A 22,950-nucleotide genomic window follows, 5' to 3' on the forward strand; every position below is an offset into this window, starting at 1 on the left:
TTTTAACATCGGGCTTTCTCAGATATTCATTAGATGAAATTGACGCAATTAAAATGAAGAATTGCTAAAAAACAGATTAGACCCTTTTATTAAATGTCGGATATTATAAAACTTTTGCCAGATCATGTTGCCAACCAAATCGCCGCTGGTGAAGTGGTGCAGCGACCTGCTTCTATCGTAAAAGAATTAGTGGAAAACTCCATCGATGCTGGTGCTACAAAAATTGAACTGATTATTCGCGACGCCGGAAGAAACTTGATTCAGGTCGTGGATAATGGAAGTGGCATGAGTGAAACCGACGCAAGATTAGCGTTCGAAAGACACGCAACTTCCAAAATTAGTACGACGGATGATATTTTCAGAATTTCTACCAAAGGATTTCGTGGTGAAGCTTTGGCTTCCATCGCGGCAGTGGCAGAAGTAGAATTGAAAACCAAAACGGCAGATGCTAAAATTGGGACCAATATTTATATTGAAGGCGGTGGATTTCAATTTCAAGAACCGATTCAAACAACGGAAGGTTCAAACTTTTCCGTGAAGAATTTGTTTTATAATGTTCCAGCGAGAAGAAAATTTTTAAAGAATAATAATATAGAATTTCGTCATATTATTGATGAATTTCAACGCGTTGCTTTGGCGCACGAAAATCTTGATTTTGAACTTTTCCATAATGATGATATTGTTTTCAGATTACGGAAAGGCAGTTTGCTACAAAGAATCGTAGATGTTTTCGGACGAAAGTTGCAGCCACTTCTTATTCCTATTAAAGAAGATTTAGGTTGGATTCAACTCAATGGATTTGTTGCAAAACCAGAAGGCGCAAAAAAGACCAGAGGCGAACAGTTTTTCTTTGTTAACGGTAGATATTTCAGAAGTCCTTATTTTAATAAAGCAGTTCAGGAAGCTTTTGATGGCTTGCTTTTGCCAGGATATATTCCGACCTTTTTCTTATTTTTAGAATTGGATCCGGCGAAAGTCGATGTGAATATTCATCCACAAAAAACGGAAGTTAAATTTGAAGATGATAATTTAATTTTTGCGTTGGTTCGTTCGACGATTAAAAGATCTTTGGGCATTTACAATGTTTCCCCGAGTTTAGATTTTGAACGTGATTCTGGAATGGATGCTTTTTTAAATCAGACAAAAAGCACGAGCGGTAGTTTTAAAGTTCCTGAAATTGTAGTCGATCGTGATTATAATCCTTTCCGTGAAGAAACCGTCTCGCCTGGTGAAAAGATTGCGATGGCAGAAATGTATCAACAAAATATTCAGGCAGAACCTTCGAAAATTAACTTGTTTGAAGATGAAGATTTCGATGAGGATTTAATGCGTCTTCCCAATGGATATTGGCTTTTTAATAAAAACGGAAAAACATTAATGCTCGACTTAGGCAGAATGCATCGCTTGATTGTTAGTGAAAGAAATGCCAAGAAAAAACGAACTAATGAAAAGCATACGCTTCTTTTTTCGCTGGAATATCACATGAATGAAATCGAGAAAAACAAGTTCCGATCCATTAAAAAATATTTGCCAGAATTAGGTTTTGAAATGATTATTGCGAATGATAATGTTTTGAGAATCGATGCGGTGCCACAAGGTTTAAAAGAAACTCAGGTCATGAAGTTCCTCGAAAATCTTTTTGAAATATTAGAGTATCGCACTGAAGATGAATTTCTCGACTTTTATAATGGTCAATGGAATAAAATTCAAAGCAAATCGCGTTTTGATTTCTTATATAAAATGGATGCTGAGCAGGTGATTAAAGATTTCACTTTATTAGGTTTTCCAGAATTCTTACCATCGGGGAAAAGATGTTTTATCGACATTCCTTTAGATGACTTAAAAAATAAATTTTAAAATTATGTTTCCAAGACTAACACCGATTACGAAAAATATCATCATTCTGAATGTCATCTTTTATTTGGCGTCCAATTTCATTATGTTTCCAAAACTGTATGAAATGTTTTCAGTGTATTACATTGCTTCCCCTAACTTTAAGGTTTGGCAAATCATCACACATATGTTCATGCACGCGCCCTTAGGACAAGGAATTGGATTAACTCACATTCTTTTTAATATGTTGACACTGATGAGTTTTGGGCCAGTTTTAGAACAGGTTGTAGGCGATCGAAAATATATCATTTTATATTTTGCCAGCGGAATTGGTGCTTATTTTCTAAACTGCGGTTGGAATTATGTTGAGATTTTGCAAGGTGCTAATGTGATGCAAATTTATTCAACGCCGATGCTGGGTGCTTCAGGTGCTATTTTCGGTGTTGTAGCAGCGTTTTCTACCATGTTCCCAGATTCAAAACTGTACTTTATGTTTATTCCATTTGGGATTAAAGCCAAGTATTTATTACCGGCAATTATCGTGATTTCATTGTATTTAGGTTTCAGTGGATCGATGGGAGATATCGCCCATTTTGCCCATATTGGTGGCGCGTTGGTAGGATATTTATTAGCGAGAAAATGGAAGAACGATCAATATCGAATTAATTAAGAAACATCTTTGTGAAAATTTTCAGATTTGGTTTAGTTCTCATTCATTTGTGCATCATTGTTTTGCTAGGCGGAACGGTACTAAATGATTACGTTGCTCCTGTAGTATTTCCCTACTTAAATCTGCTTTCTTTGGCATTTGCGCCCTTAATGATTTTGAATATCATCTTTTGTCTTTTATGGATTGTATTATGGAAGAAGCGAGCGTTTTTTTTCATTGCAATTACATTAATGATGATAATGCCTATTCGAAGGTGGGTGAATTGGACCTCTAAAGTTTCTGAAAAGCCGAATCTGAAGATGGTGACGATGAATGTGAAATTCAGTACTTTTGGAAAGGATGAAATAGATGAATACCTGAAGAAAACTAATGCAGATATTATTTTGACACAAGAGTGCAGGCAAGGTTTTGATGTTCCGGGCTACGACTATAGAGTAAATAATTTAGAAATTGTCGCTCTAAATTCGAAGACAGAAATCATCAAACAAGAAAAGCTCGCGACCTTTAGTAATGGTAATGCTTTCTATGCCGACATTAAATTTAATGGAAAAATCATCAGAGTCGTCAATCTTTATCTGAATCCATTTTCTTTCGATAAACAGATGGTAAAGCCTGTTGAAGATTTACAGGAAAACAAAACCAAAGTAAAAGATATTATAAGAAAGTTAGTTCCAACTTTTAAAATTCATCAGAAAGAAATTGTAGATATTCGAAAAGCGATTGACAATTCTCCGTATCCTGTAATTTTGGCGGGCGACTTTAATTCTGTTCCTAATTCTTACGAGTATTATCATTTGGGGAAAGGTTTGACTGATGCTTTTGTAGAAGTTGGACGAGGGAGTTCAACCAGTTTTCATGATTACAAATTTCCGATTAGAATTGATTATATCTTTACTTCAAAAGAAATTAAACCCATTAGTTATCGCGTCGACCGTTCGGTAAAACTTTCAGATCACTTTCCGGTGATTGCTGAATTTAAAATTGATTAAAATGAAAAGTACATCTGTTATATTAATTCTTTTATTCCTTATTTCTTGTGGGAAGAACGCAGACAAACAAGCTTTTACTGCGGAGGAAAACAATTCTGTTGCGCCTTATGACACCATCGCTATTGATTCATTTTCTCAAGGTGCTATTTCTGTTGATATCGCCAGAAAGATTAAAATGTCGTCTTTGAAATATCAGGATTCTTTAAAACAAGTGAAACTTAAAAACGAAGAAGAACAGTTACTCAAAAAAGCCAAAGAAGAGAAATTGGCTGCGGAAAATAAAGTTAAGACAGATCTTGATAAAGCGAAAGCTTCGTCTGCAAGTCCTAAAACGGACCTGCCAATAAATCAATAATTTTATTTAAATTTGAAATAAGCTTAAATACAATTTATTATGAAAAAACATTTTTTATTAGCAGCAGTTATTTCTTTGGGATTAATGAGCTGTAAAAAATCAGAAGTAAGAGTTGAAACGACAGAGAATCCAAATGGAACGGTAACGACTACAACAACTGAAAAAGAACATACTACCACCGTAGATTCTGCAAAGATTAATGCCACCGTTGATCAGGCAAAAGTAAAACTGGACGAAGCTGGAAATAAAATAGATACGGCCGTTGATGATGCTGGCCATACATTAAAACGAGCTGGCGAAGATGTAAAAGCTGCTGCTGCCAAAGGAGCTGAAAAAGTGGAAAAAGGAGCGGAGAAAATAAAAGAAGATTTAAAGAAAAAATAGTTCAAAATCTGCTGTAATTCAGCAGATTTTTTTATTGATTCATCTTTAATAATGGTTCGATATATTCACGATCATTGCTTAATCTAGGTACTTTATTTTGACCACCAAGTTTACCTCTTTCAGACATCCAATTATAGAAGAGATGAGGTTTTGCAACATGAATAATCGGTTTTTTTAAGGTAATATCATTGTATCTTTTCGCTTCGTAATCTGAATTTACAGATTTTAAATGATTGTCGAAAACGTCGGCAAATCTCTCTAAATCAGCCGGATGTTGAGTGAATTCGAAAATCCATTCATGCGCTCCACTTTCGCCTTGCTGCATAAAAACCGGTGCGCCAGTGAAATCCAAAATCGAGGAATCTGTTGCTTCGCATGCTTTTGAAAGTGCCGTTTCTACATTATCGATCATGAGTTCTTCGCCGAAAGCATTGATATAATGTTTCGTTCTTCCAGACACTTTAATTCTGAAAGGTTGCAACGAGGTAAATCGAACAGTATCGCCAATTAAATATCTCCAAAGTCCGCTATTCGTAGTAATTACCATCGCGTAATTTTTACCGATTTCAACTTCTTGCAAAGGAATTGCCACTAAATTATCTAGGTCAAATTGATCCATTGGGATAAACTCATAGAAAATCCCGTAATCTAACATCAGCAACATTTCGTCACTTCCGTACTGATCCTGAATTGCAAAGAAGCCTTCAGAAGCATTATAAATTTCGTAGTAATTAATATCTTTTCCGATCAGTTTTTTGTATTGCTCGCGATAAGGTTTAAAACTAATTCCACCGTGGAAAAAGACTTCCAGATTTGGCCATAATTCTGAAATGTTTTCATGGCCTTTTTCTATTAAAATTCTTTGGAGTAAAACCATCATCCAACTTGGTACGCCGGTTAAACTGCCAACTTCTTCATTGGTGACTTCAGAAACAATTGCATTTAATTTTGTTTCCCATTCTGACATCAACGAAACTTTTTTGCTTGGAGTGGTTGTAATCTCTACCCAGAAAGGGAGATTATCAATTAAGATGGCAGAAAGATCTCCAAATTTGGTATTGAAGTTTTCATAGAAATCAGCGCTTCCGCCTAATCTTAAATTCTTATTGATGAAAAGCTGATTGTCAGGATGATTGTTGGCGTAAATAGATACCAAATCTTTACCTGCCTTCATGTGGCATAATTCTAAACTTTCATCGGTGATTGGAATGAACTTGCTTTTAGCATTTGTTGTTCCAGATGATTTAGCAAAGTTTTTCACTAAACCTGGCCAGAAAACATCTCGCTGACCTTGTCTTGCTTTTTCAATAAAAGGTTCGAAATCTTCATAAGTAACAATGGGAACATTCTTGGTAAAATCTTCATAACTCGAAATCGAGCTGAATCCGTAAATTTTTCCGTAATCGGTATTTTCGGCGTAGTAGAGTTGAGAAAAGAGCACCCCGTTTTGGGTTTCAATCGGACGGTCCATAAAATTCTGAATCTGGTCAATCCGTTGTCGAATAAACCAATTAACCACCGTATTGAAAAGTGCTTTCGTTGCCATATAGACAAATATAATATTTTTCTGCTAAAAGGGAGCTAGGTTATTATTTATTGAATAACTTATAATTAAATAGTTTTGGTGTAACACTTTATTAATGAGTATTTTTTTCGTTAAATGGTCTGCTATTTCTTGAAATAGAGTGTATTATAAAAATCAATATCAATTATTCAGCATAAATTTAAATTTGTACAAACTTGTACTTTATTGGTATTATTAAAATGACCACATTTGCAAACGGTAAACAGAGAACAGCTTTTAATTATTTCCTAACACATAAGAGCAAAAAGCTATTTCAAAATCTTAGAAACACACAAATTTATATAGAGGGATTCTTCCCACAAAAAAAATTCCGCTTTTTAAAAAGCGGAATTTCTATTTTAACTAAAGGTTTAGTTTTAGCAATATTCTTCGTAAGCACCTTGCAAGTTAGCAGCAATTGCTCCGGCAGGATTTCCTTCGATATGGTGTCTTTCTAGCATGTGAACCAATTCACCATCTTTGAAAAGAGCGATACATGGAGAACTTGGTGGGAATGGTGCCAAAAATTTACGCGCTTCGTCAACCGCTTCTTTATCATAACCTGCAAAAACAGTTACAAGATTCGCTGGTTTTTTATCTCCTGTAAGAGAGAAAACTGCACCTGGTCTTGCTGCACCTGCTGCACAACCACAAACTGAGTTGATCATTAATAATGTGGTACCTTCTTTTTTAAGCGCTTGGTTTACTGCTTCAGCAGAGGTTAAGTCTTGAAACCCTTTATCGGTTAGTTCATGCTTCATTGGCATTACTAAGTCATCTGGATACATATTGTATGTTTTTAAAAATTGAACTTTTATTTAGAACGATTCTGATTTGCAAATTTAAGTATTATTAATCAGACTACTTCAATTGTATTTTCATCAAAACCATTCCATCTTCTAAAGTACGACTTTTTGTCCACAAAAAACCCGAAACATAAATGCTCCGGGTTTCAATCAAATCGATATGCAAAGGTTGTATATCCTAACTCATCTTAAGAAAGTAATTTTTTCGCCATGTCGGAAATACTTTTTCCGTCGCTCTTTCCGGCAAGTGCTTTACCTGCCATTCCCATTACTTTTCCTAAATCTTTAGCGCTGGTTGCGCCCGTTTCTGCGATGATGTCTTTCATCGCTGCTTCCAGTTCTTCACTGGTCATTTGCTGCGGTAAATACTTTTCAATGACTTTGCTCTGTGCTTCTTCAACTTCGGCAAGATCGCCTCTGTTTTGAGCCACAAACTGGTCATAAGAATCTTTTCGCTGTTTAATCATTCTTTGTAAAATTGCAATTTCCTGCTCAGCAGAAACCTCTGCTCCTTTTGCTTCTGTTTTCAACAGTAGGATTTGAGATTTTACTGCACGCAAAGCGTCTAAGGCAACTTTATCTTTTGCTCGCATCGCGTCTTTAATCGCGTCGCTGATGATGATTTCTAAACTCATATTTTTTTAGTGTAACAATAAAACAATGTATCAATTTACCAATTTGTAGGACTATTTTCCATATTGGTAAACTAGAGCATCGTTCCATTAAATTATTAATCTACGTCTTTATTTAAAAAACGGTTTTCTCTAACCTGCATTCTCCCATCGCTTTCGGTCAGGAAATTATTGATTTTTTGCTCGGAAGCATTTTCATGTCCGATAGAAATGTTTTTTCTACGGAAAGCAGGAATAGTTTCAAACTCATTTTCTGGCTCGAAGTTTTGGTATCTTGAATTAAATTCTTTCAACTTATTTCTTCTTTCTAAAACTTTATCGCTGTTCGTCGTTTTAGTAATAAAAGTAAAATCCTCTTCAACTTCGAAAATCGTTTTCTCTGCTACTTTCTCGATTACTTTTTCTTCAACTTTTTCTACCACCTTAGGTTCTGATCTTTGAACCGGTTCTTCCTTGATGATTGCTTTTGGTTGCGGTGTTTCAACTTTCGGCTCCTCAATCGGTTCGTTTACGAAAAAACTAAAGTCCATTGGTTTTTCTTCCGTAAAAGGATTTGTTCTTTCAAATGGTTTTTCCGGCTTTTTATCTTCTGTTTCAAAACTGAAAGATTGTGAAAGTGGCTCGTCGCTGATGTCGTCATCGTAAGTGAAAAGATCAAATTCCGGTGTCTCTTCTTCCTGGTGGAAACTTTGCGGGAAATTATTTTCCTCAACAAAACGATTAACCTCAGTTGGAATTTCTCTTTCAATAACTCTACTTTGTTCTACGGTTTTTACCTGAAATTCATTGCTCGGGAAATCATCTTCGTCATCTAAAATAAATAGATTTTTAGGAGTTGGATATCCTGATGGTGCTTGCTGAGTTTCAGTATTAGATTTAAAAGCTACTTCTCTTTTCTTAGCTGGTTCCATAGAATCAGCCAAAGTGAACTTTACCTTTTCTGTTACGCCTGAAGATTTTTGATAATCTTTAGAGAAACCAGTTGCAATAACCAATACGCTTACTGCATCTCCTAATTCTTCGTCAGTTCCAACCCCGAAAATAATATCTGCAGTATTTCCTGCTTCTTGCTGGATATGATCCATGATCACTCCGATCTCGTCCATGGTAACTTCTTCATTACCACTTCTGATAAGCAATAGTACATTTTTCGCTCCGGTGATTTTGTTGTCATTTAACAATGGAGAATCCAATGCTTTTTTCACAGCTTCTTCGGCTTTATTTTCACCTGATGCAACTCCGTTAGACATCAATGCCGTTCCAGAATTTGCCAAGACAGATTTCGCATCACGGAAGTCAATATTCACGTCGAAATATCCGGTAATAACTTCTGCCATTCCTTTGGCAGCGTTGGTCAACACTTCATCCGCTTTTGAGAAACCTGATTTAAAACCAAGATTCCCGTATTGCTGACGTAATTTATCATTATTAATGACAATTAGTGAGTCAACATTATTTCTTAATTTGTCCAAACCTAATTCAGCTTGATCCAATCTTCTTTTTCCTTCAAAACTAAAAGGTACGGTAACGATTCCTACCGTAAGGATTCCCATATCTTTAGCCACTTTTGCAATCACAGGAGCAGCACCAGTTCCTGTACCACCGCCCATTCCAGCCGTGATGAAAACCATTTTGGTATTTTGTCCCATCGCCGCTTTAATATCTTCGATACTTTCGATCGCTGCTTTTTCTCCAACTTCAGGATCAGCTCCGGCGCCAAGTCCTTCAGTGATTGTTAATCCCAATTGAACTTTGTTCGCTACAGGATTATTATCTAACGTTTGTGAATCAGTATTACAAATCACGAAATCTACACCATAGATTCCACGTTCGTACATGTGTTTCAATGCGTTGTTTCCACCGCCACCTACTCCGATTACTTTAATTATTGACGAATTTCCTTTTGGTAAATCAAATGAAAATCCAGGGGTGTTTATATTTTCCATAGTCTTGTTTTTTTTAGTTATTCAACTTCTTCAAAGAATTTTTTTACGCTTTCCATTATTTTTTGTCCGATGGTGAGTTTGTTCCGTCTTTTTTCTGCAGCTTGTTCTACTAAAGCTTCTTTAATAATAGTTTCGTCTTGCACTAAGATTTCTTCTACCGTCATTACAGCGTTCGGTTTCGTTGCAACTTCAGCTTTTTCTTCTTCTACATGTTCAGGAGCATTTTTCTTGTCACGGATTTTTAAACTTTCCATTAACAAACCAATGGCAGTTGCATATTCCGGGCCTTTTAAATGCTGGCTTTTATCATTAGTCACATATTCATTAGCAAAACCGATTCTGCTGTCGAAACCAGTTGTATAATTTGCCAGTTGTCTTAGATGACGAAGGTTCGAACCACCACCAGTTAAAACGATTCCCGCAATTAATTTTTTCTTTTGTTCAAAAGCGCCATAAGCTTTCAATTCTGTATTCACCATTTCTAAAATTTCTTCAACTCTTGCACTCACGATTTGCGCTAAAGTTTTTAATGAAATTTCTTTATCCGGTCTTCCATGTAACCCTGGAATGGTAACGAAAGTAGTATCTTTTTCCAGTTCAGGAACTGCAGATCCGAAATTTACTTTTAGTTTTTCTGCATGTTTTTCAATAATAGAACAACCTTCTTTAATATCATCAGTAATAATCCCGCCACCGTAAGGAATTACGCAAGTGTGACGAATAATATTATCTTTAAAAATGGCAATATCCGTAGTTCCACCTCCGATGTCAACGATTGCAACTCCAGCTTCTTTTTCTTCTTTAGTTAAAACAGCTTCAGAAGACGCCAAAGGTTCCAGTGTTAAGGCTTCCATTTCTAAACCAGCTTCACGAACACATCTTGCAATATTTCTAATGCTTCCCATTTGACCAACGACCACGTGGAAGTTCGCTTCTAAACGGGTTCCGTGCATTCCAACTGGTTCCTGGATTTCTCCCTGAGAATCTACTTTGTATTCTTGTGGAAGAACGTGAATGATTTCTTCACCAGGCAACATCACCAACTGTTTTACCTGATCTTTTAATTTTTCGATGTCATCATCAGTAATATATTGATCCGGATTTTCCCGCATAATATAATCTGAATGTTGCAGCGAACGAATATGTTTCCCAGCAATTCCGACGGTTACTTTTTGAATTGGTACACCGGCACTTGACTGTGCTTGTGCTACGGCTGCTTTGATTGATTGAATCGTTTGGGAAATGTTGTTCACAATGCCTTTGTGAACTCCTAAACTCTTCGCTGTTCCAACGCCGAGAACTTCAATTTTTCCGTGGGTGTTTCGCCGTCCGACAATGGCCACAATCTTGGTGGTACCGATGTCGAGGCCTACTGAATACTCGTGATTTTCCATTATATGTCGATTTGATTTTTTATCATTTTCAAAGGATTATATCCTATGTTTTTATTTTTGTAATCATCAAAGATTACCTCCTTTACTTCATTAGATCTCGAAGAATTATGTCCTTCGCTAAGTTGTCACTTTGTCACTTTTCTATCTCTTAATTTGTCTTTGTTTTATTTTCGGCTTCAGCTTTTTTCTGATTAATAATCGGCAACTTTGCCAATTCCTTTTTACCAACCGCAATGATGCTGTCGTTTTCTTTAAAGTAAGGATTCAACGTTGTTACAATCTGGTTGTCATATTTTACTGAAACCTTGGTGTATTTTTCCGGATCCTGATGAATCAGATATTTTTCAACGAAAGCTTTAAATCCTTTTACTTTTAAATCTATCTTTTCTAAATCACCGAGTTCAACTTTAAAATATCCTTCACTGGTTAGTAATTCGTAATTATCTTTCTTTTTAGAAATACCAATGAAATACTTCTTGCTGAATTCATCACGGTTAATTTTTGCGATAAGTTCTGCCAACTTTACATATTCCGATTGTTTTACATTACCGGTCACCAACATGCAAGGGTAAGAGTAGTTGCTGGAAATCGGAAATTCAACTCCTTTTTCATCGACATAAAAACTTTTATCATCTTTGGTTAAACGAAAAGCCGGAACTCTTTGCTTAATATCTAAATTCAAATTCCCGTTTAAGTTTAAATAAACATTGGCGCTATCAACCGCCGGAAGTTGATTTAATTTTTTCTCTAATTCTGGAATATTAATGTCTCCAATTTTTTTAGTCGGATTCGATTTTTTCACCAATTCCTTTACGTCTTTTTCATCGATGAAATAAACTGGGTCTTTGCTCTGAGTTAATTTCACGGTTACTTTTTCCATGGGTTTCCCGTTGAATCTTTTCAATGAAAAACTCAGCAGAAATCCAAATAGAATTACTGTAACTAAAATTTTTAATATTCTGAATTTGTTTTTCATTTCTTATTTGAAAGCCATTCTACAATTCCGTCGTATAAAGTATCGATGTTTCCTGCACCAACTGTTAACAGTACATCGAAGTCTTTTTCTTTTATTTTATTAAAGGCGTCATCCAAAGTGGAAACTTCCTTTTTTTCTAATTTTACTTTTTCTAATAACCACTCTGAAGTTATTCCTTCAAAGTTTTCTTGTAATTCTCGAGCGGGATAAATATCAAGCAAGATTAATTCGTCAGCTTTATCTAAACTTTCTGCAAATCCATCAGCGAAATCTTTTGTTCTGCTGAAAAGATGCGGTTGAAAAACTACCAACAATTTTTTGTGCGGATAGAAAGTTTTAATCGAACCAATCACTGCATTTAATTCCGTTGGATGATGTGCGTAATCATCGATATAAATTTTTCCGCTTTCGAAATTATGTTTCGTGTAACGTCTTTTAATTCCTTTAAAGCTGGCAATTCCTTTTTTCAAAGTTTCAAAATCGACACCGAAATTATTTAATAATGCAATAGCTGCTGTAGCATTTTCAACATTATGAATTCCCGGAATTTCCCAAACGAAATCATCAAACTCTTCTGTCGGAGTGTGAAAATCAAAATGTATTTTGTCGCCAATTTCTCTGATATTATCTGAGTAATAATCGGCTTCTTCATTAACTGCATAAGTTTTCGTTTCCCGTCCGATCTGGATTCCTTTTCGTACAAAAAGTTGTTGACCTTCTGGCACCAAATCCGCAAAATCCTGAAATCCTTTTTGAATGGTGGCATTGTCTCCGTAAATATCCAAATGATCAGCATCTGTTGAAGTAATCACCGCCCAATCCGGAGAAAGGGTTAAGAAACTTCTGTCATATTCATCAGCTTCAACTACGGAAATATCACTTCCATTAAAATGGAAATTCGATTTAAAGTTTTCGGCAATTCCACCTAAAAAACAAGAGAAAGGAAGATTCGCTTCTTCACACAAATGAGCCACCAAAGAGGAGGTCGTCGTTTTTCCATGAGTTCCTGCAATCGCTATACAATCTGTGTTTTCGGTAATCATTCCGAGAACTTTCGCTCTTTTTAAAACATCGAATTTATTGTCATTAAAATAATTAAGAATATCCAGTTTTTTAATTGCCGGCGTAAAAATCACCAAAGTGTTTTCCGGTGTTAAATTTTTAATTTTATCATTAATGATATCTTCAAATTCGATATCAATTCCTTCTTCAACCAATGCTTTTGTGAGCTTGGTGTGCATTTTATCATACCCCAAAACGGTTTTCCCAGACGCATTGAAATAGCGCGCCAGGGCACTCATTCCGATGCCGCCGATTCCTACAAAGTAGAAGTTCTGATATGTTGCTAAAGGTTTCATTTTCGTTTTATTGATTGCGCCCTTTCAGGGCTTTCTATTATTGTTTTTCTTTTGTCAAAAGGCTTCACCCTTTGTTGATGATTTCACCACTTCTTGGCTGAATTATTTTTTTTAAGATCTGATGTTTACTGTTTTTAAAATTTCATCTACAATTTGTTCAGTCGCTGAAGGTTTTGCGAAGAATTTTAAATTTTCGCTCATCTCTTTTCTTAGATTCTCATTTTCACAAATTTCCATTAAAGTCGTCCAGAATTTTTCTGACATTTCGGTGTCTTTTACCATTCTGGCTGCGTTTTTATCAACTAAAGTCATCGCGTTTTTAGTTTGATGATCTTCTGCTGCAAAAGGAAATGGAACCAAAAGCACGGGTTTCTGCGCCATTGCCAATTCCGAGATCGCAATTGCGCCAGCTCGGGAAACAATAACATCTGCCGCGGAATAAGCCAAAGCCATATCGGCGATAAATTCCTTTAACTGAATTTGAGATTGATTTGATATTTTAGAATCTTCATTCAAACTTTTATAATCCAGTTTTCCGGTTTGCCAGATTAATTGGAAATCCTTTTCTATTAACTTTTCTATATTTTCTTTCCAACCATTATTTAAGGTTCGTGAACCTAAAGATCCACCAACAGAAAGAATGGTCAATTTATTTTTATCTAAACCTAATTGTTCTTTTGCCGAATCATTTTCAACCAAATCCGTAATGATATTTTTTCGGATTGGATTTCCTAAAAACAACGTTTTCGTCTTCGGAAAGAAATGACCCATATTCGGATATGCTGTAAAAACGGCTTTCGCTTTTCTAGACAGGAATGTATTTGTTTTTCCTGGTAGAGAATTTTGTTCCTGAACGAAAATAGGAACATCTAAATTAGCCGCCATATAAAGTGCAGGCCCACTTGCAAATCCTCCAGTTCCGATAGCGAAATCCGGTTGAAATTCTTTAATGGTTTTTCTCGCTTTTGTGATACTCGAAAGCAATTTAAATGGCAAACGGAAATTTTTCAATAAATTTCCACGATCGAATCCTGCGATATTTAAACCGATAATTTTGAATCCTGATTGCGGAACTTTTTCCATTTCCATTTTTCCATTCGCACCGATGAATAAAAATTCTGCTTCAGGAAATCTCTTTTGAATTTCCTGCGCAATCGCAATCGCCGGGAAGATATGTCCTCCGGTTCCGCCGCCGCTCATTAGAATTTTTATTTTCTTTTCCATATTTATATTAGACGTGATTTATTACGTCTCTACATTTTATGCGATATCATTTATTTCTTCGATACTCTGTTTTTTACCCATTCCTTCTTCATCATAAACCTGAATTCTGGAACTTACATTTAAGATAATTCCTAACTGAATATAGGTCACTAACATCGATGTTCCTCCATAACTTATTAATGGTAATGGTTGTCCGGTAACAGGAATCAGATTAATGGCGACCGCAATATTCACGGCGAGTTGCACAAAAATCATGGTCCCGAGACTCAGCACCAGTAAACTCCCAAAGAAGGCGGGCATCTTACTGGCAATCATTACAATCCGTATTATCATTATTAAATAGAGCGCAATTAAAACGGTGGCTCCAATAAATCCATATTCTTCAACAATGATGGCGAAAATAAAATCCGATGCCGATTGTGGAAGCATTTGTTTTAAAGCACTTTTACCAGGCCCCATTCCAGCAATTCCACCGTGAACGATGGCAGCTTTGGCTTGCATCACCTGATAGTTTTTTGCTTTATCTGCTTCGTCTTCAACCTGACTGTCTTTTTTGGTAAAGGTTTCTACACGGCTCATCCAAGTGTGAACCCGGTTGTTTTCGATGAGGTTGGTCTTTAAAGCTACAAACATGAAAATCCCAATCAGAACTGATGAAAGTCCCACGAATCCAAAGATGTATTTTTTGTCTAATTGACCAATAAACATCACGATTAAGGAAACCATTAATATCATTAAAGCCGTTGAACCATTGTCTTTTGCAACTAAACCAAAGACCAGTAAAACAGGGCCGAAAATGTAAAACATGTTTTCAATCGGAAGCCGTTCTCTTTTAATTGTCTTTGTTAAATATCTGCAGAGATAAATGGTCAACATTAAATAAGCAAAAGAAGAGGGCTGAAAAGAAATCGGCGTTCCCGGGATTTTCAACCAACGTGAAGCAGAAGCTCCATCAATTGTTTGTCCGGTAACCATTGTTAAACATAGTAATACTACCGTTAATCCTAAAAAAATACTGCTCAGTTTTCCGAGGTATTCATATTTAACCCAACCAACAAGACGCATAACTCCTAAACCAAGTACTACGAAAAAGGTGTGCTTGATAAGGTGAGAAGTTGTAGTTCCACTATTCACAATATATTCCAAATTAGAACTGGCAGAATAAACAGGGAATACCGAGAAGAACGAAATCAATAAGATTACGCTCCACAGCACTTTGTCGCCTTTTAATAATTCAAATTTGGTGTCTCTTTCCTGCATTTTAATCTACGATTAGTCGATTGCTTTTTTTAATACTTGATTTTTAAATTGATGTCCGCGGTCTTCATAATTATCGAATAAATCGAAACTTGCACAACATGGCGAAAGCAAAACCGTATTGCCTTCCTCTGCCAAAGATTTCGAAACTCTTACGGCTTCTATCATACTTGATGTGCTGTAGATCGCATCTTTTTTATCTTTAAAGAAGTCGATAATTTTTTGATTATCAAGTCCTAAACAAACAATCGCTTTTACTTTTCTTTTAACTAAATTTTCTATTTCGGTATAGTCATTTCCTTTGTCAACACCACCTACAATCCAAATGGTTGGTTGGTTCATACTTTCTAAAGCGAAGTAAGTTGCATTTACATTTGTCGCTTTGCTGTCATTAATAAAAGTGACTCCATGAATTTGTGCAACTTGCTCTAGACGGTGTTCAACTGCCTGAAATGTCATCAATGAATTACGAATACTTTCATTGCTAATCTTTAATATTTTACTGGCAATTGAAGCGGCTAAACTGTTGGCGATATTATGATTTCCAACTAGAGAGAGCTCTGCAATTTTCATTGAAAACTCATCTTCGATTTTTACTGTGATTTTATCATTGTTAATAAAACCACCTTCTCCTAATTTCTCTTTGGTAGAAAAAGGAATTTTTTTCGCTCTGATGGCTAATTTTTCCAACAGATTCATACTCATTTCATCATCTTTATTATAGATGAAGAAATTATCGTTCTCCTGATTTTCTGCAATTCTGAATTTTGCCAAAGCATAATCTTCGTAATTGTAATTGTACTGGTCAAGATGATCCTGACTCAAGTTCAATAACAAGGAAATAAACGGTCGGAAATTTTGAATATCATCTAATTGGAAAGAACTTACTTCCAAAACATAATAATCGAAATCTTCGTCGGCTACTTGTCTCGCAAAACTTTTTCCGATGTTACCCGCTAAACCAACTTTCAGATGATCATTCTTTAAAATATGATAGATCAAAGAAGTCGTAGTGGTTTTTCCGTTACTTCCGGTAATTGCTATAATTTTCGCTTGGGTAAATTCCGCCGCAAATTCAATTTCTGAAGAAAGACGAATTCCCTTTTTATTAATCTTATAAATGATATCCGCTTTCTTTGGAATGCCAGGAGATTTTATCACCCAGTCAGCTTCAAGAATTCTAGCTTCGTCATGTTGACCTTCTTCGAACTCAATTTCAGCATCAATCAACTGTTTTTTATACTCGTCTTTTATCGCGCCTTTATCCGAAAGAAAAACATTCATGCCTTTCTTCTTCGCCAAATATGCAGCACCAACGCCACTTTCTCCGCCACCTAAAACAACTATTTTCATATTCTGTTTTTTAATTTAATAGGAATGAATCCTATTGTAAAGCTCGTTCGTTCCTTTTGGAACTCTCTTTTTATCTGACTTTTAAAGTAATTAAACAAATAATGGCAAACAAAACCCCGATAATGATCATTCGGTTGACGATTTTGCTTTCGTGATATCCTTCTTTCTGATAATGGTGATGAAGAGGAGACATTTTGAACAGTCTGTTGTTCTGAGCATACTCCAATCCGTATTTTCTTTTTCTATATTTAAAAACTCCTACTTGTAGTACTACGGAAAGATTTTCTATTAGGAAAATTCCACAGAGTACAGGAATTAATAATTCTTTTCTAAGGATAATTGCTAGAACTGCGATTACTCCACCTAACATTAAACTTCCTGTATCGCCCATGAATACTTGAGCAGGATAAGTATTGTACCAGAAGAACCCGATTACCGCACCAACTAAAGCGAGGGCGAAAATGGTGGTTTCTCCCATATTTGGCAGGAACATAATATTGAGATAATCGGCGAAAATTATATTCCCCGAAAGGTAGGCAAAGAGTGATAACGTTAACAGAATGACGACACTCGTTCCCGCGGCAAGACCATCGATTCCATCGGCAATATTGGCTCCATTGGAAACTGCAGTAACGATGAAAATTACAATTGGAATAAAAACAATCCAAGCCCATTCATGCGCTTTTTCTGGAGTCATCCAAAATAGAATACCGCTGTAATCAAATTCGTTATTTTTTACAAATGGAACGGTGGAAACTGTAGATTTCTCCGTTTTCATAAAGTTCGCTTCTACGTTATTTCGGTTAATTTCTTTGGCGTCGGCATACTTTCTTTTTACCGTAATGTCTGGATGAAAATACATGGTAACTCCAACAATTAATCCTAAACCAACTTGTCCAATTACTTTGAATTTCCCGCTAAGACCGTCTTTGTTTTTTTTGATTTTCTTTAAATAATCGTCGATGAATCCTATCGCACCCATCCAAACTACAGATACAATTAGTAAAACAATATACACGTTCAGAACTCTGGTGAAAAGTAAAACCGGAATTAAAGTGGCCATAATGATAATTAAACCACCCATTGTAGGCGTTCCTTCTTTTTGCTTTTGACCTTCTAAACCTAAATCGCGCACCAATTCGCCCATCTGTTTATTTCGCAGATAGTTGATGATCTTTTTACCAAAAACCAAAGCAATTAGAAGGGAGAGCAATACGGCCATTCCTGCACGGAAAGAGATGAATTTAAACATACCCATACCAGGAACGTGAATTCCGTGGCTGTTCAAATATTCGAAAAGGTAATATAACATAGCGTTTTATTTAATCTTTCAGTTTATAATTATTTCGACATAAGTCTCGCTAACTCAATAATGGTTTCCTTATCATCAAAATGGTTTTTAACGCCATTGATTTCCTGATAAGTTTCGTGTCCTTTGCCGGCTACTACGACAATATCCTTCGGTTCTGCAAATTTAATTGCCATTTTAATCGCTTCTCTTCGGTCAGGAATTGAAGTGTATTTGCTGAAGTTTTGAGGCTCTACACCGGCTTCAATTTCTTTAATGATTTCTGCCGGATCTTCCGTTCTTGGATTATCAGAAGTGATAATGGCTAACGTAGATTTTCGAGTCGCGATCTTTCCCATTTCAGGACGTTTCGTATGATCTCTGTCTCCGCCACAACCAAATACTGTGATCAATCTTTCGTTTTTAGTACGGATTTCATTTATAGAATCCAATACATTTTCTAATGCATCTGGAGTATGCGCATAATCGACAACGAAGAAAATTCCGCCGTCAGATTTTAAAGTTTCAAATCTTCCTGTCACTCTTTTTAATTGTGAAATGGCTGGTAAAATATCATCTTCATGAAAACCACATTCAATCGCCACTGCATAAGCAAGAAGCAAATTGTAAGCGTTGAATTTTCCGGTCAAAGTCGTCCAGAATTCTTTTCCATTAAAGTTTAAAAGCATTCCATTAAAATCAATTTCTGTGATTTTACCATGGAAATCAGCCATCGTTTTCAAAGCGTAAGTTTTCTTTTTCGCTTTGGTATTTTGCAACATTACGTTTCCGTTTTTGTCATCAACATTGGTAATGGCAATTGCATCTGAACTTAACTCATCAAAGAATTTCTTTTTGGTTTTAAGATATTCTTCAAAGGTTTTATGATAATCTAAATGATCGTGCGTAATATTGGTAAATCCTGCGATTTTAAATTGCAAACCTTCTGTTCTGTGCTGATGAATTCCGTGAGATGAAACTTCCATGAACGCATATTCGCAACCTTCTTCTACGGCTTTAGCTAAAATTTGATTCAAACGAATAATATCCGGAGTCGTATGTGTTGAAGGAATAATCTCCTCACCAATTCTATATTCTACGGTGGAAATTAAAGCAGATTTAAAACCTAATATTTTAAAAATGTCAAACAGAAGAGTAGTGGTAGAAGTCTTACCGTTTGTTCCGGTAATTCCGATGAGGTTCAGTTTCGAAGAAGGGTTTCCATAAAAATTAGAAGCAAGATGTCCCAAAGTTATGGCGGCATCTTTTACTTTAACATAAGTAATTTCCTCTTTAATTTCAGTTGGAAGATTCTCGCAAACAATTACGGTTGCTCCCTTTTCAATAGAAGAATCGATGAAATCATGACCATCAGAAACAGTTCCTTTAATTGCCATATACATGGCATTCTCAACTGCTTTTCGGCTGTCGAAAATTAATTCTGAAATATCTCGGTCTTTATTTCCGATGATTTCCAGGACTGGGATTCTGTGTAATACTTCTTCTAATTTCATCTTATAAATTCGATAGGAGTTTTTCCTATCCTTTGTTAAATCGTCCCTTTGGAACTTTGTGTTTATTTTAATTCTGCAATTGCAGGTAAATTCTTTGGTCTTTGTTGATGATGGTTCCTTCTAATGGGAACTGTTCTTTTATTTTTCCGACACCTTTATAGTCAACTCTATAACCTTGGTTTTCTAATTGCGGAATAATATTTTTTCCTATTAAACCAGTTACTTTAGGCATCATTCTATTGGTAACTGCCACTTTTACATTTTGTGGAATCATTTTACTGAGATCCACTTTATTATCTACCAACATTTCTTTCTCAATATTTTGAGGCGTTTTCAAGAATGTTTTTCCTGCAATCTCTTTAAATACAGGTGCAGCAACTGTTGATCCATAAAAACTCTTAGAATTATCAGGCTCGCTAATCATTACATAGCAAGTGTATTTTGGATTATCTGCTGGGTAAAACCCTGCAAATGATGCTCTGTATTTCCTTGGTCCTGGTTTCCAGTATTCAAATCTTGCAGTTCCAGTTTTCCCGGCCATTTTTAAATTAGGTGTAAAAATACTTTTTGCTGTTCCTTTTTCTACTGCTTGGGTTAAAGCATTAGTCATCATGGTAATGGCTTTTTCTGAGGCCATTTTATTAACCATTACTTTCGGCTTTGCGTCATAAAGTGTTCTACCGTCTTTCGAGATTCTTTCAATAAAAAGAGGTTCCAGCATTTTGCCTTTATTTGCGATACCATTATAAAAAGTGGTCAATTGTAAAAGGTTAATATTGGTTGCATATCCATAAGATATTGAAGCTAAAGTTGCTGCATTCCAAGTTTTACTTTTGGGTGTTAAAATTCTTGGTCTTGTAATCCCAGGAAGTTCAATATCCATTTTATCAAACAGTTTCCATCTTCGAAGATGATCTAAGAATACTTGAGGTTTATCCGCATAAAATTGGGTAATCAACTTCGCCGTTCCTACGTTGCTTGATTTTGCCAAGACATCAGAAATCTCATAAGCGCCTCCGCCGTGATCATCAGAAATTCTCTGTTTAGCATAAGTCCAAACACCGTTTCCAACGTTTACTGTTGTTTTTTCATCAATGAAACCATCATCCATCGCTGCTAACAATGAAATTGTTTTGAAGGTAGATCCCGGTTCGATATTATCTTTTATCGCATAATTGTAGGCGTCAACGTAAATTCCCGGTTCTGTTCTGCGAAGATTCACCATGGCTTTAATTTTTCCGGTGGCAACTTCCATTACTAAAACGGTACCGTGTTCACCATCAAATTTCACCAATTGTTTTTCTAAAGCAGAATGAACAATATCTTGAATTCGAATATCAATTGTGGTGTAAACATCCTGACCATCGATTGGTTCATTAACTTTCCAATAATCTATAGGTTTCCACTGGCTGGAATTAACTCTTTGTTCAAGACGGGTTCCATCTGTTCCTGTCAGGAATTTAGAAAAAGCTCCTTCTAATCCGGATTTTCCAATTGCATTATCCATCCCGATAGTTCCTGCTCCGATTTGAGTAGTTGCCAATTCTCTTTTGTAATTTCTGTCAACGATAAATCCACCTCTGTTTTTACCTTTCTTAAAAATCGGAAACTGACGAATACGGTCGTAATCATCAAAATCAAGTCCTTTAATTAAAGAGTAGTATTGATTCTTCGCTTTTTTCTGTTGATCAAATCGGTCTCTGAAATAGCTTCTTGGTTTCCCAAACATTTTTGATAATGAATCCGTTAAAGCACCAATGTTGTTAGAATAAACGGTGTCTTTAATAATTTTAAAATCAACATAAACATCATAACGCATTACAGTGGTCGCAAGGATAGAACCATCTGAAGCGTAAAGGTTTCCGCGGGCTGCTTTTAAAGTTGCTTCGCGATAATTTTTATTGATGTAATCATCTTTGATTTCCTGAACATTGGTATTTTGTAAAAACAGAATTCTCCCAAGAAACACCACAAACAAAACGAAGGCAAACCCTGTAAAAAGGTAGCCCCATCTCAATGTTTTTGAGCGTTTTTTTTCAAATTCATTTTGCACTGCCATCTAGACTATCTAATTTTATCAATATTTTATGAGGATGATTTTCTAATGATAACAAGGAGTCCTGCACCATTTCTTTTCCTAATTCTGATTCTAATTTAACTTTAATGAGTCTGCTTTGTGCAAACGCATTTCTCGATTTAAACTCTTCGGTCTGTTCTTTCAAAACATTAACATGTTCAATCTTTTTACTAACCAAATGATTGCTGTAAATCATAATCATTAATAAAAAAAACACCAACACGAAATACCGGTAATGAATGGTCACTTCATCACGGTTCAAAAAATTCCCTTTTATAATATCAATAAAAGTGAGTCTTTTTTGTGGGCGATTTGTCGGTTTTTTTGCCATATATTTTTAAGGAGTAATAAGTAATTAGCAATGGGCAGTTATATTACTGATTGCTAATTACCAATTACTTATAACTTTATACCTGTTCTTAATTTTGCACTTCTCGCTCGCGAGTTTTCTTTAATTTCTTCATCATCCGGAACGACTGCTTTTGTTTGTAAAAGATCAAATGTTTTAGAAAAATTTCCGTAAATATCTCTGGCGGGTTCACCTTCGAACATTCCGTTTTTTAAAAATCTTTTAACTAAACGATCTTCTAACGAATGATAAGAAATCGCCACTAATCTTCCGCCAGGTTTCAGCATTCGATGTGCCTGACCCAAAAGTTCTTTTATGACTTCCAATTCTTGATTAACTTCAATTCTGATTGCCTGGAATATCTGTGCGTAAACTTTATTTTGCTTAAACTGTGGAATATAACTGAAGAGTTTTTTTAAATCCTCTGTCGTTTCAATTGGTTTCAGTTTTCTGTGGTTAACAATTTCTCTTGCTAACTTTCTTGATTCCCGAATCTCTCCGTATTGATAGAAGATATCTGCGAGATGCTCTTCTTCATATTCATTAATCACTTTCTTGGCATCCAGAAGTTGCATTACATTCATTCTCATGTCCAGTGGCGCATTACTTCTTGTGGAGAATCCTCTTTCTGCTTCATCGAACTGATGAGAAGAAACACCGAAATCTGCTAAGATTCCATCCACTTTAGAAACACCGTACATCATCAACGCATTTTCTAAAAACCTGAAATTTTGATTGATCAATGTAAATCTTGGATCGTCGATCGTATTTTTGAGTGCATCTAAATCTTGGTCGAAACCGTACAGTTTTCCTTTTTCAGAAAGTCTGCTCAGAATTTCGCGCGAGTGACCGCCGCCGCCAAAAGTACAGTCCACGTAAATACCGTCAGGATTTGTTACCAAATCATCGACACTTTTCTTCAGCAAAACAGGATTGTGATACATTTTTTTTCTTCTAAGTGTTTTTAATTTAAATTTCTTC

20 protein-coding genes are annotated in these 22,950 nt (G+C 35.7%); 5 read left to right on the plus strand and 15 right to left on the minus strand.

Annotation, left to right across the window (positions count from 1 at the left end; all coding sequences use genetic code 11):
* The first annotated feature begins 93 nt into the window (after positions 1-93).
* The 5 genes from mutL to Q73A0000_RS12810 are packed head-to-tail and all read left to right on the plus strand — an operon-like array spanning position 94 to position 4,231.
* A complete protein-coding gene (gene mutL / locus Q73A0000_RS12790) occupies positions 94-1,857 on the plus strand; it encodes a DNA mismatch repair endonuclease MutL (RefSeq protein WP_193811316.1) in 1,764 nt (587 codons plus the stop codon).
* Positions 1,858-1,861: 4 nt separating this feature from the next.
* On the plus strand, positions 1,862-2,503 hold the full coding sequence (locus Q73A0000_RS12795; RefSeq protein ID WP_193811317.1) for a rhomboid family intramembrane serine protease: 642 nt from the start codon (positions 1,862-1,864) through the stop codon (positions 2,501-2,503).
* Between the two features lie 11 nt (positions 2,504-2,514).
* On the plus strand, positions 2,515-3,492 hold the full coding sequence (locus Q73A0000_RS12800; RefSeq protein WP_193811318.1) for an endonuclease/exonuclease/phosphatase family protein: 978 nt from the start codon (positions 2,515-2,517) through the stop codon (positions 3,490-3,492).
* Between the two features lies 1 nt (position 3,493).
* Positions 3,494-3,847, plus strand: a complete 354-nt coding sequence (locus Q73A0000_RS12805) for a hypothetical protein (RefSeq protein ID WP_193811319.1) — start codon at positions 3,494-3,496, stop codon at positions 3,845-3,847.
* 39 nt (positions 3,848-3,886) lie between these two features.
* Positions 3,887-4,231, plus strand: a complete 345-nt coding sequence (locus tag Q73A0000_RS12810) for a hypothetical protein (protein ID WP_193811320.1) — start codon at positions 3,887-3,889, stop codon at positions 4,229-4,231.
* A gap of 31 nt (positions 4,232-4,262) precedes the next feature.
* Here Q73A0000_RS12810 and Q73A0000_RS12815 read toward each other — a convergent pair whose 3' ends face one another.
* From Q73A0000_RS12815 to rsmH, 15 genes are all read right to left on the minus strand, one after another.
* On the minus strand, positions 4,263-5,777 hold the full coding sequence (locus Q73A0000_RS12815) for a GH3 auxin-responsive promoter family protein (protein WP_193811321.1): 1,515 nt from the start codon (positions 5,775-5,777) through the stop codon (positions 4,263-4,265).
* A gap of 395 nt (positions 5,778-6,172) precedes the next feature.
* Positions 6,173-6,583 (minus strand): BrxA/BrxB family bacilliredoxin, encoded by a 411-nt coding sequence (locus Q73A0000_RS12820; protein ID WP_193811322.1) that lies wholly within the window; start codon positions 6,581-6,583, stop codon positions 6,173-6,175.
* A 206-nt stretch (positions 6,584-6,789) separates the two neighbouring features.
* Positions 6,790-7,236 (minus strand): GatB/YqeY domain-containing protein, encoded by a 447-nt coding sequence (locus Q73A0000_RS12825; RefSeq protein WP_193811323.1) that lies wholly within the window; start codon positions 7,234-7,236, stop codon positions 6,790-6,792.
* A gap of 95 nt (positions 7,237-7,331) precedes the next feature.
* Positions 7,332-9,179: a cell division protein FtsZ gene (ftsZ, locus tag Q73A0000_RS12830; protein ID WP_193811324.1), complete on the minus strand. Its 1,848-nt coding sequence runs from the start codon at positions 9,177-9,179 to the stop codon at positions 7,332-7,334.
* Between the two features lie 17 nt (positions 9,180-9,196).
* Entirely contained in the window at positions 9,197-10,573 is a 1,377-nt protein-coding gene (ftsA, locus tag Q73A0000_RS12835) for a cell division protein FtsA (protein ID WP_193811325.1), read from the minus strand.
* Between the two features lie 148 nt (positions 10,574-10,721).
* A complete protein-coding gene (locus Q73A0000_RS12840; protein WP_244140744.1) occupies positions 10,722-11,549 on the minus strand; it encodes a cell division protein FtsQ/DivIB in 828 nt (275 codons plus the stop codon).
* A complete protein-coding gene (gene murC, locus Q73A0000_RS12845; protein ID WP_193811326.1) occupies positions 11,546-12,907 on the minus strand; it encodes a UDP-N-acetylmuramate--L-alanine ligase in 1,362 nt (453 codons plus the stop codon). The genes Q73A0000_RS12840 and murC overlap by 4 nt, the downstream gene beginning before the upstream one ends.
* A 111-nt stretch (positions 12,908-13,018) precedes the next feature.
* A complete protein-coding gene (gene murG / locus Q73A0000_RS12850; protein ID WP_193811327.1) occupies positions 13,019-14,131 on the minus strand; it encodes an undecaprenyldiphospho-muramoylpentapeptide beta-N-acetylglucosaminyltransferase in 1,113 nt (370 codons plus the stop codon).
* A gap of 36 nt (positions 14,132-14,167) precedes the next feature.
* Positions 14,168-15,391, minus strand: a complete 1,224-nt coding sequence (locus Q73A0000_RS12855; protein WP_193811328.1) for an FtsW/RodA/SpoVE family cell cycle protein — start codon at positions 15,389-15,391, stop codon at positions 14,168-14,170.
* A 12-nt stretch (positions 15,392-15,403) separates the two neighbouring features.
* The gene (gene murD / locus Q73A0000_RS12860) at positions 15,404-16,741 is read right to left on the minus strand and encodes a UDP-N-acetylmuramoyl-L-alanine--D-glutamate ligase (RefSeq protein WP_193811329.1); all 1,338 of its coding nucleotides are present in this window, start codon (positions 16,739-16,741) and stop codon (positions 15,404-15,406) included.
* Positions 16,742-16,811: 70 nt separating this feature from the next.
* Positions 16,812-18,053 carry a phospho-N-acetylmuramoyl-pentapeptide-transferase gene (mraY, locus tag Q73A0000_RS12865; RefSeq protein WP_193811330.1) on the minus strand — a complete coding sequence of 414 codons (1,242 nt, stop codon included), beginning with the start codon at positions 18,051-18,053 and terminating at the stop codon, positions 16,812-16,814.
* A 29-nt stretch (positions 18,054-18,082) separates the two neighbouring features.
* Positions 18,083-19,543 (minus strand): UDP-N-acetylmuramoyl-L-alanyl-D-glutamate--2,6-diaminopimelate ligase, encoded by a 1,461-nt coding sequence (locus Q73A0000_RS12870; RefSeq protein WP_193811331.1) that lies wholly within the window; start codon positions 19,541-19,543, stop codon positions 18,083-18,085.
* A 67-nt stretch (positions 19,544-19,610) separates the two neighbouring features.
* Positions 19,611-21,602, minus strand: a complete 1,992-nt coding sequence (locus tag Q73A0000_RS12875) for a penicillin-binding transpeptidase domain-containing protein (protein WP_193811332.1) — start codon at positions 21,600-21,602, stop codon at positions 19,611-19,613.
* Positions 21,586-21,951, minus strand: a complete 366-nt coding sequence (locus tag Q73A0000_RS12880) for an FtsL-like putative cell division protein (protein WP_193811333.1) — start codon at positions 21,949-21,951, stop codon at positions 21,586-21,588. Before Q73A0000_RS12880 ends, Q73A0000_RS12875 begins: the two co-directional genes overlap by 17 nt.
* Positions 21,952-22,019: 68 nt before the next feature.
* Positions 22,020-22,913: a 16S rRNA (cytosine(1402)-N(4))-methyltransferase RsmH gene (gene rsmH, locus Q73A0000_RS12885; RefSeq protein WP_193811334.1), complete on the minus strand. Its 894-nt coding sequence runs from the start codon at positions 22,911-22,913 to the stop codon at positions 22,020-22,022.
* Positions 22,914-22,950 lie beyond the last annotated feature (37 nt).

The organism is Kaistella flava (ex Peng et al. 2021) (genome assembly GCF_015191005.1).
In the GTDB taxonomy this organism is placed as follows: Bacteria; Bacteroidota; Bacteroidia; order Flavobacteriales; family Weeksellaceae; genus Kaistella; species Kaistella flava.

Excerpts from the sequence above, each read along its gene's own strand:
- ftsZ (WP_193811324.1), bottom strand. The coding sequence starts at position 9,179 with ATGGAAAATATAAACACCCCTGGATTTTCATTTGATTTACCAAAAGGA.
- murG (WP_193811327.1), bottom strand. The coding sequence starts at position 14,131 with ATGGAAAAGAAAATAAAAATTCTAATGAGCGGCGGCGGAACCGGAGGA.
- murC (WP_193811326.1), bottom strand. The coding sequence starts at position 12,907 with ATGAAACCTTTAGCAACATATCAGAACTTCTACTTTGTAGGAATCGGC.
- Q73A0000_RS12805 (WP_193811319.1), top strand. The coding sequence starts at position 3,494 with ATGAAAAGTACATCTGTTATATTAATTCTTTTATTCCTTATTTCTTGT.
- Q73A0000_RS12870 (WP_193811331.1), bottom strand. The coding sequence starts at position 19,543 with ATGAAATTAGAAGAAGTATTACACAGAATCCCAGTCCTGGAAATCATC.
- Q73A0000_RS12875 (WP_193811332.1), bottom strand. The coding sequence starts at position 21,602 with ATGGCAGTGCAAAATGAATTTGAAAAAAAACGCTCAAAAACATTGAGA.
- Q73A0000_RS12855 (WP_193811328.1), bottom strand. The coding sequence starts at position 15,391 with ATGCAGGAAAGAGACACCAAATTTGAATTATTAAAAGGCGACAAAGTG.
- Q73A0000_RS12810 (WP_193811320.1), top strand. The coding sequence starts at position 3,887 with ATGAAAAAACATTTTTTATTAGCAGCAGTTATTTCTTTGGGATTAATG.
- Q73A0000_RS12795 (WP_193811317.1), top strand. The coding sequence starts at position 1,862 with ATGTTTCCAAGACTAACACCGATTACGAAAAATATCATCATTCTGAAT.
- Q73A0000_RS12815 (WP_193811321.1), bottom strand. The coding sequence starts at position 5,777 with ATGGCAACGAAAGCACTTTTCAATACGGTGGTTAATTGGTTTATTCGA.
- rsmH (WP_193811334.1), bottom strand. The coding sequence starts at position 22,913 with ATGTATCACAATCCTGTTTTGCTGAAGAAAAGTGTCGATGATTTGGTA.
- murD (WP_193811329.1), bottom strand. The coding sequence starts at position 16,741 with ATGAAAATAGTTGTTTTAGGTGGCGGAGAAAGTGGCGTTGGTGCTGCA.
- Q73A0000_RS12840 (WP_244140744.1), bottom strand. The coding sequence starts at position 11,549 with ATGAAAAACAAATTCAGAATATTAAAAATTTTAGTTACAGTAATTCTA.
- ftsA (WP_193811325.1), bottom strand. The coding sequence starts at position 10,573 with ATGGAAAATCACGAGTATTCAGTAGGCCTCGACATCGGTACCACCAAG.
- mutL (WP_193811316.1), top strand. The coding sequence starts at position 94 with ATGTCGGATATTATAAAACTTTTGCCAGATCATGTTGCCAACCAAATC.
- Q73A0000_RS12880 (WP_193811333.1), bottom strand. The coding sequence starts at position 21,951 with ATGGCAAAAAAACCGACAAATCGCCCACAAAAAAGACTCACTTTTATT.
- Q73A0000_RS12825 (WP_193811323.1), bottom strand. The coding sequence starts at position 7,236 with ATGAGTTTAGAAATCATCATCAGCGACGCGATTAAAGACGCGATGCGA.
- Q73A0000_RS12820 (WP_193811322.1), bottom strand. The coding sequence starts at position 6,583 with ATGTATCCAGATGACTTAGTAATGCCAATGAAGCATGAACTAACCGAT.
- mraY (WP_193811330.1), bottom strand. The coding sequence starts at position 18,053 with ATGTTATATTACCTTTTCGAATATTTGAACAGCCACGGAATTCACGTT.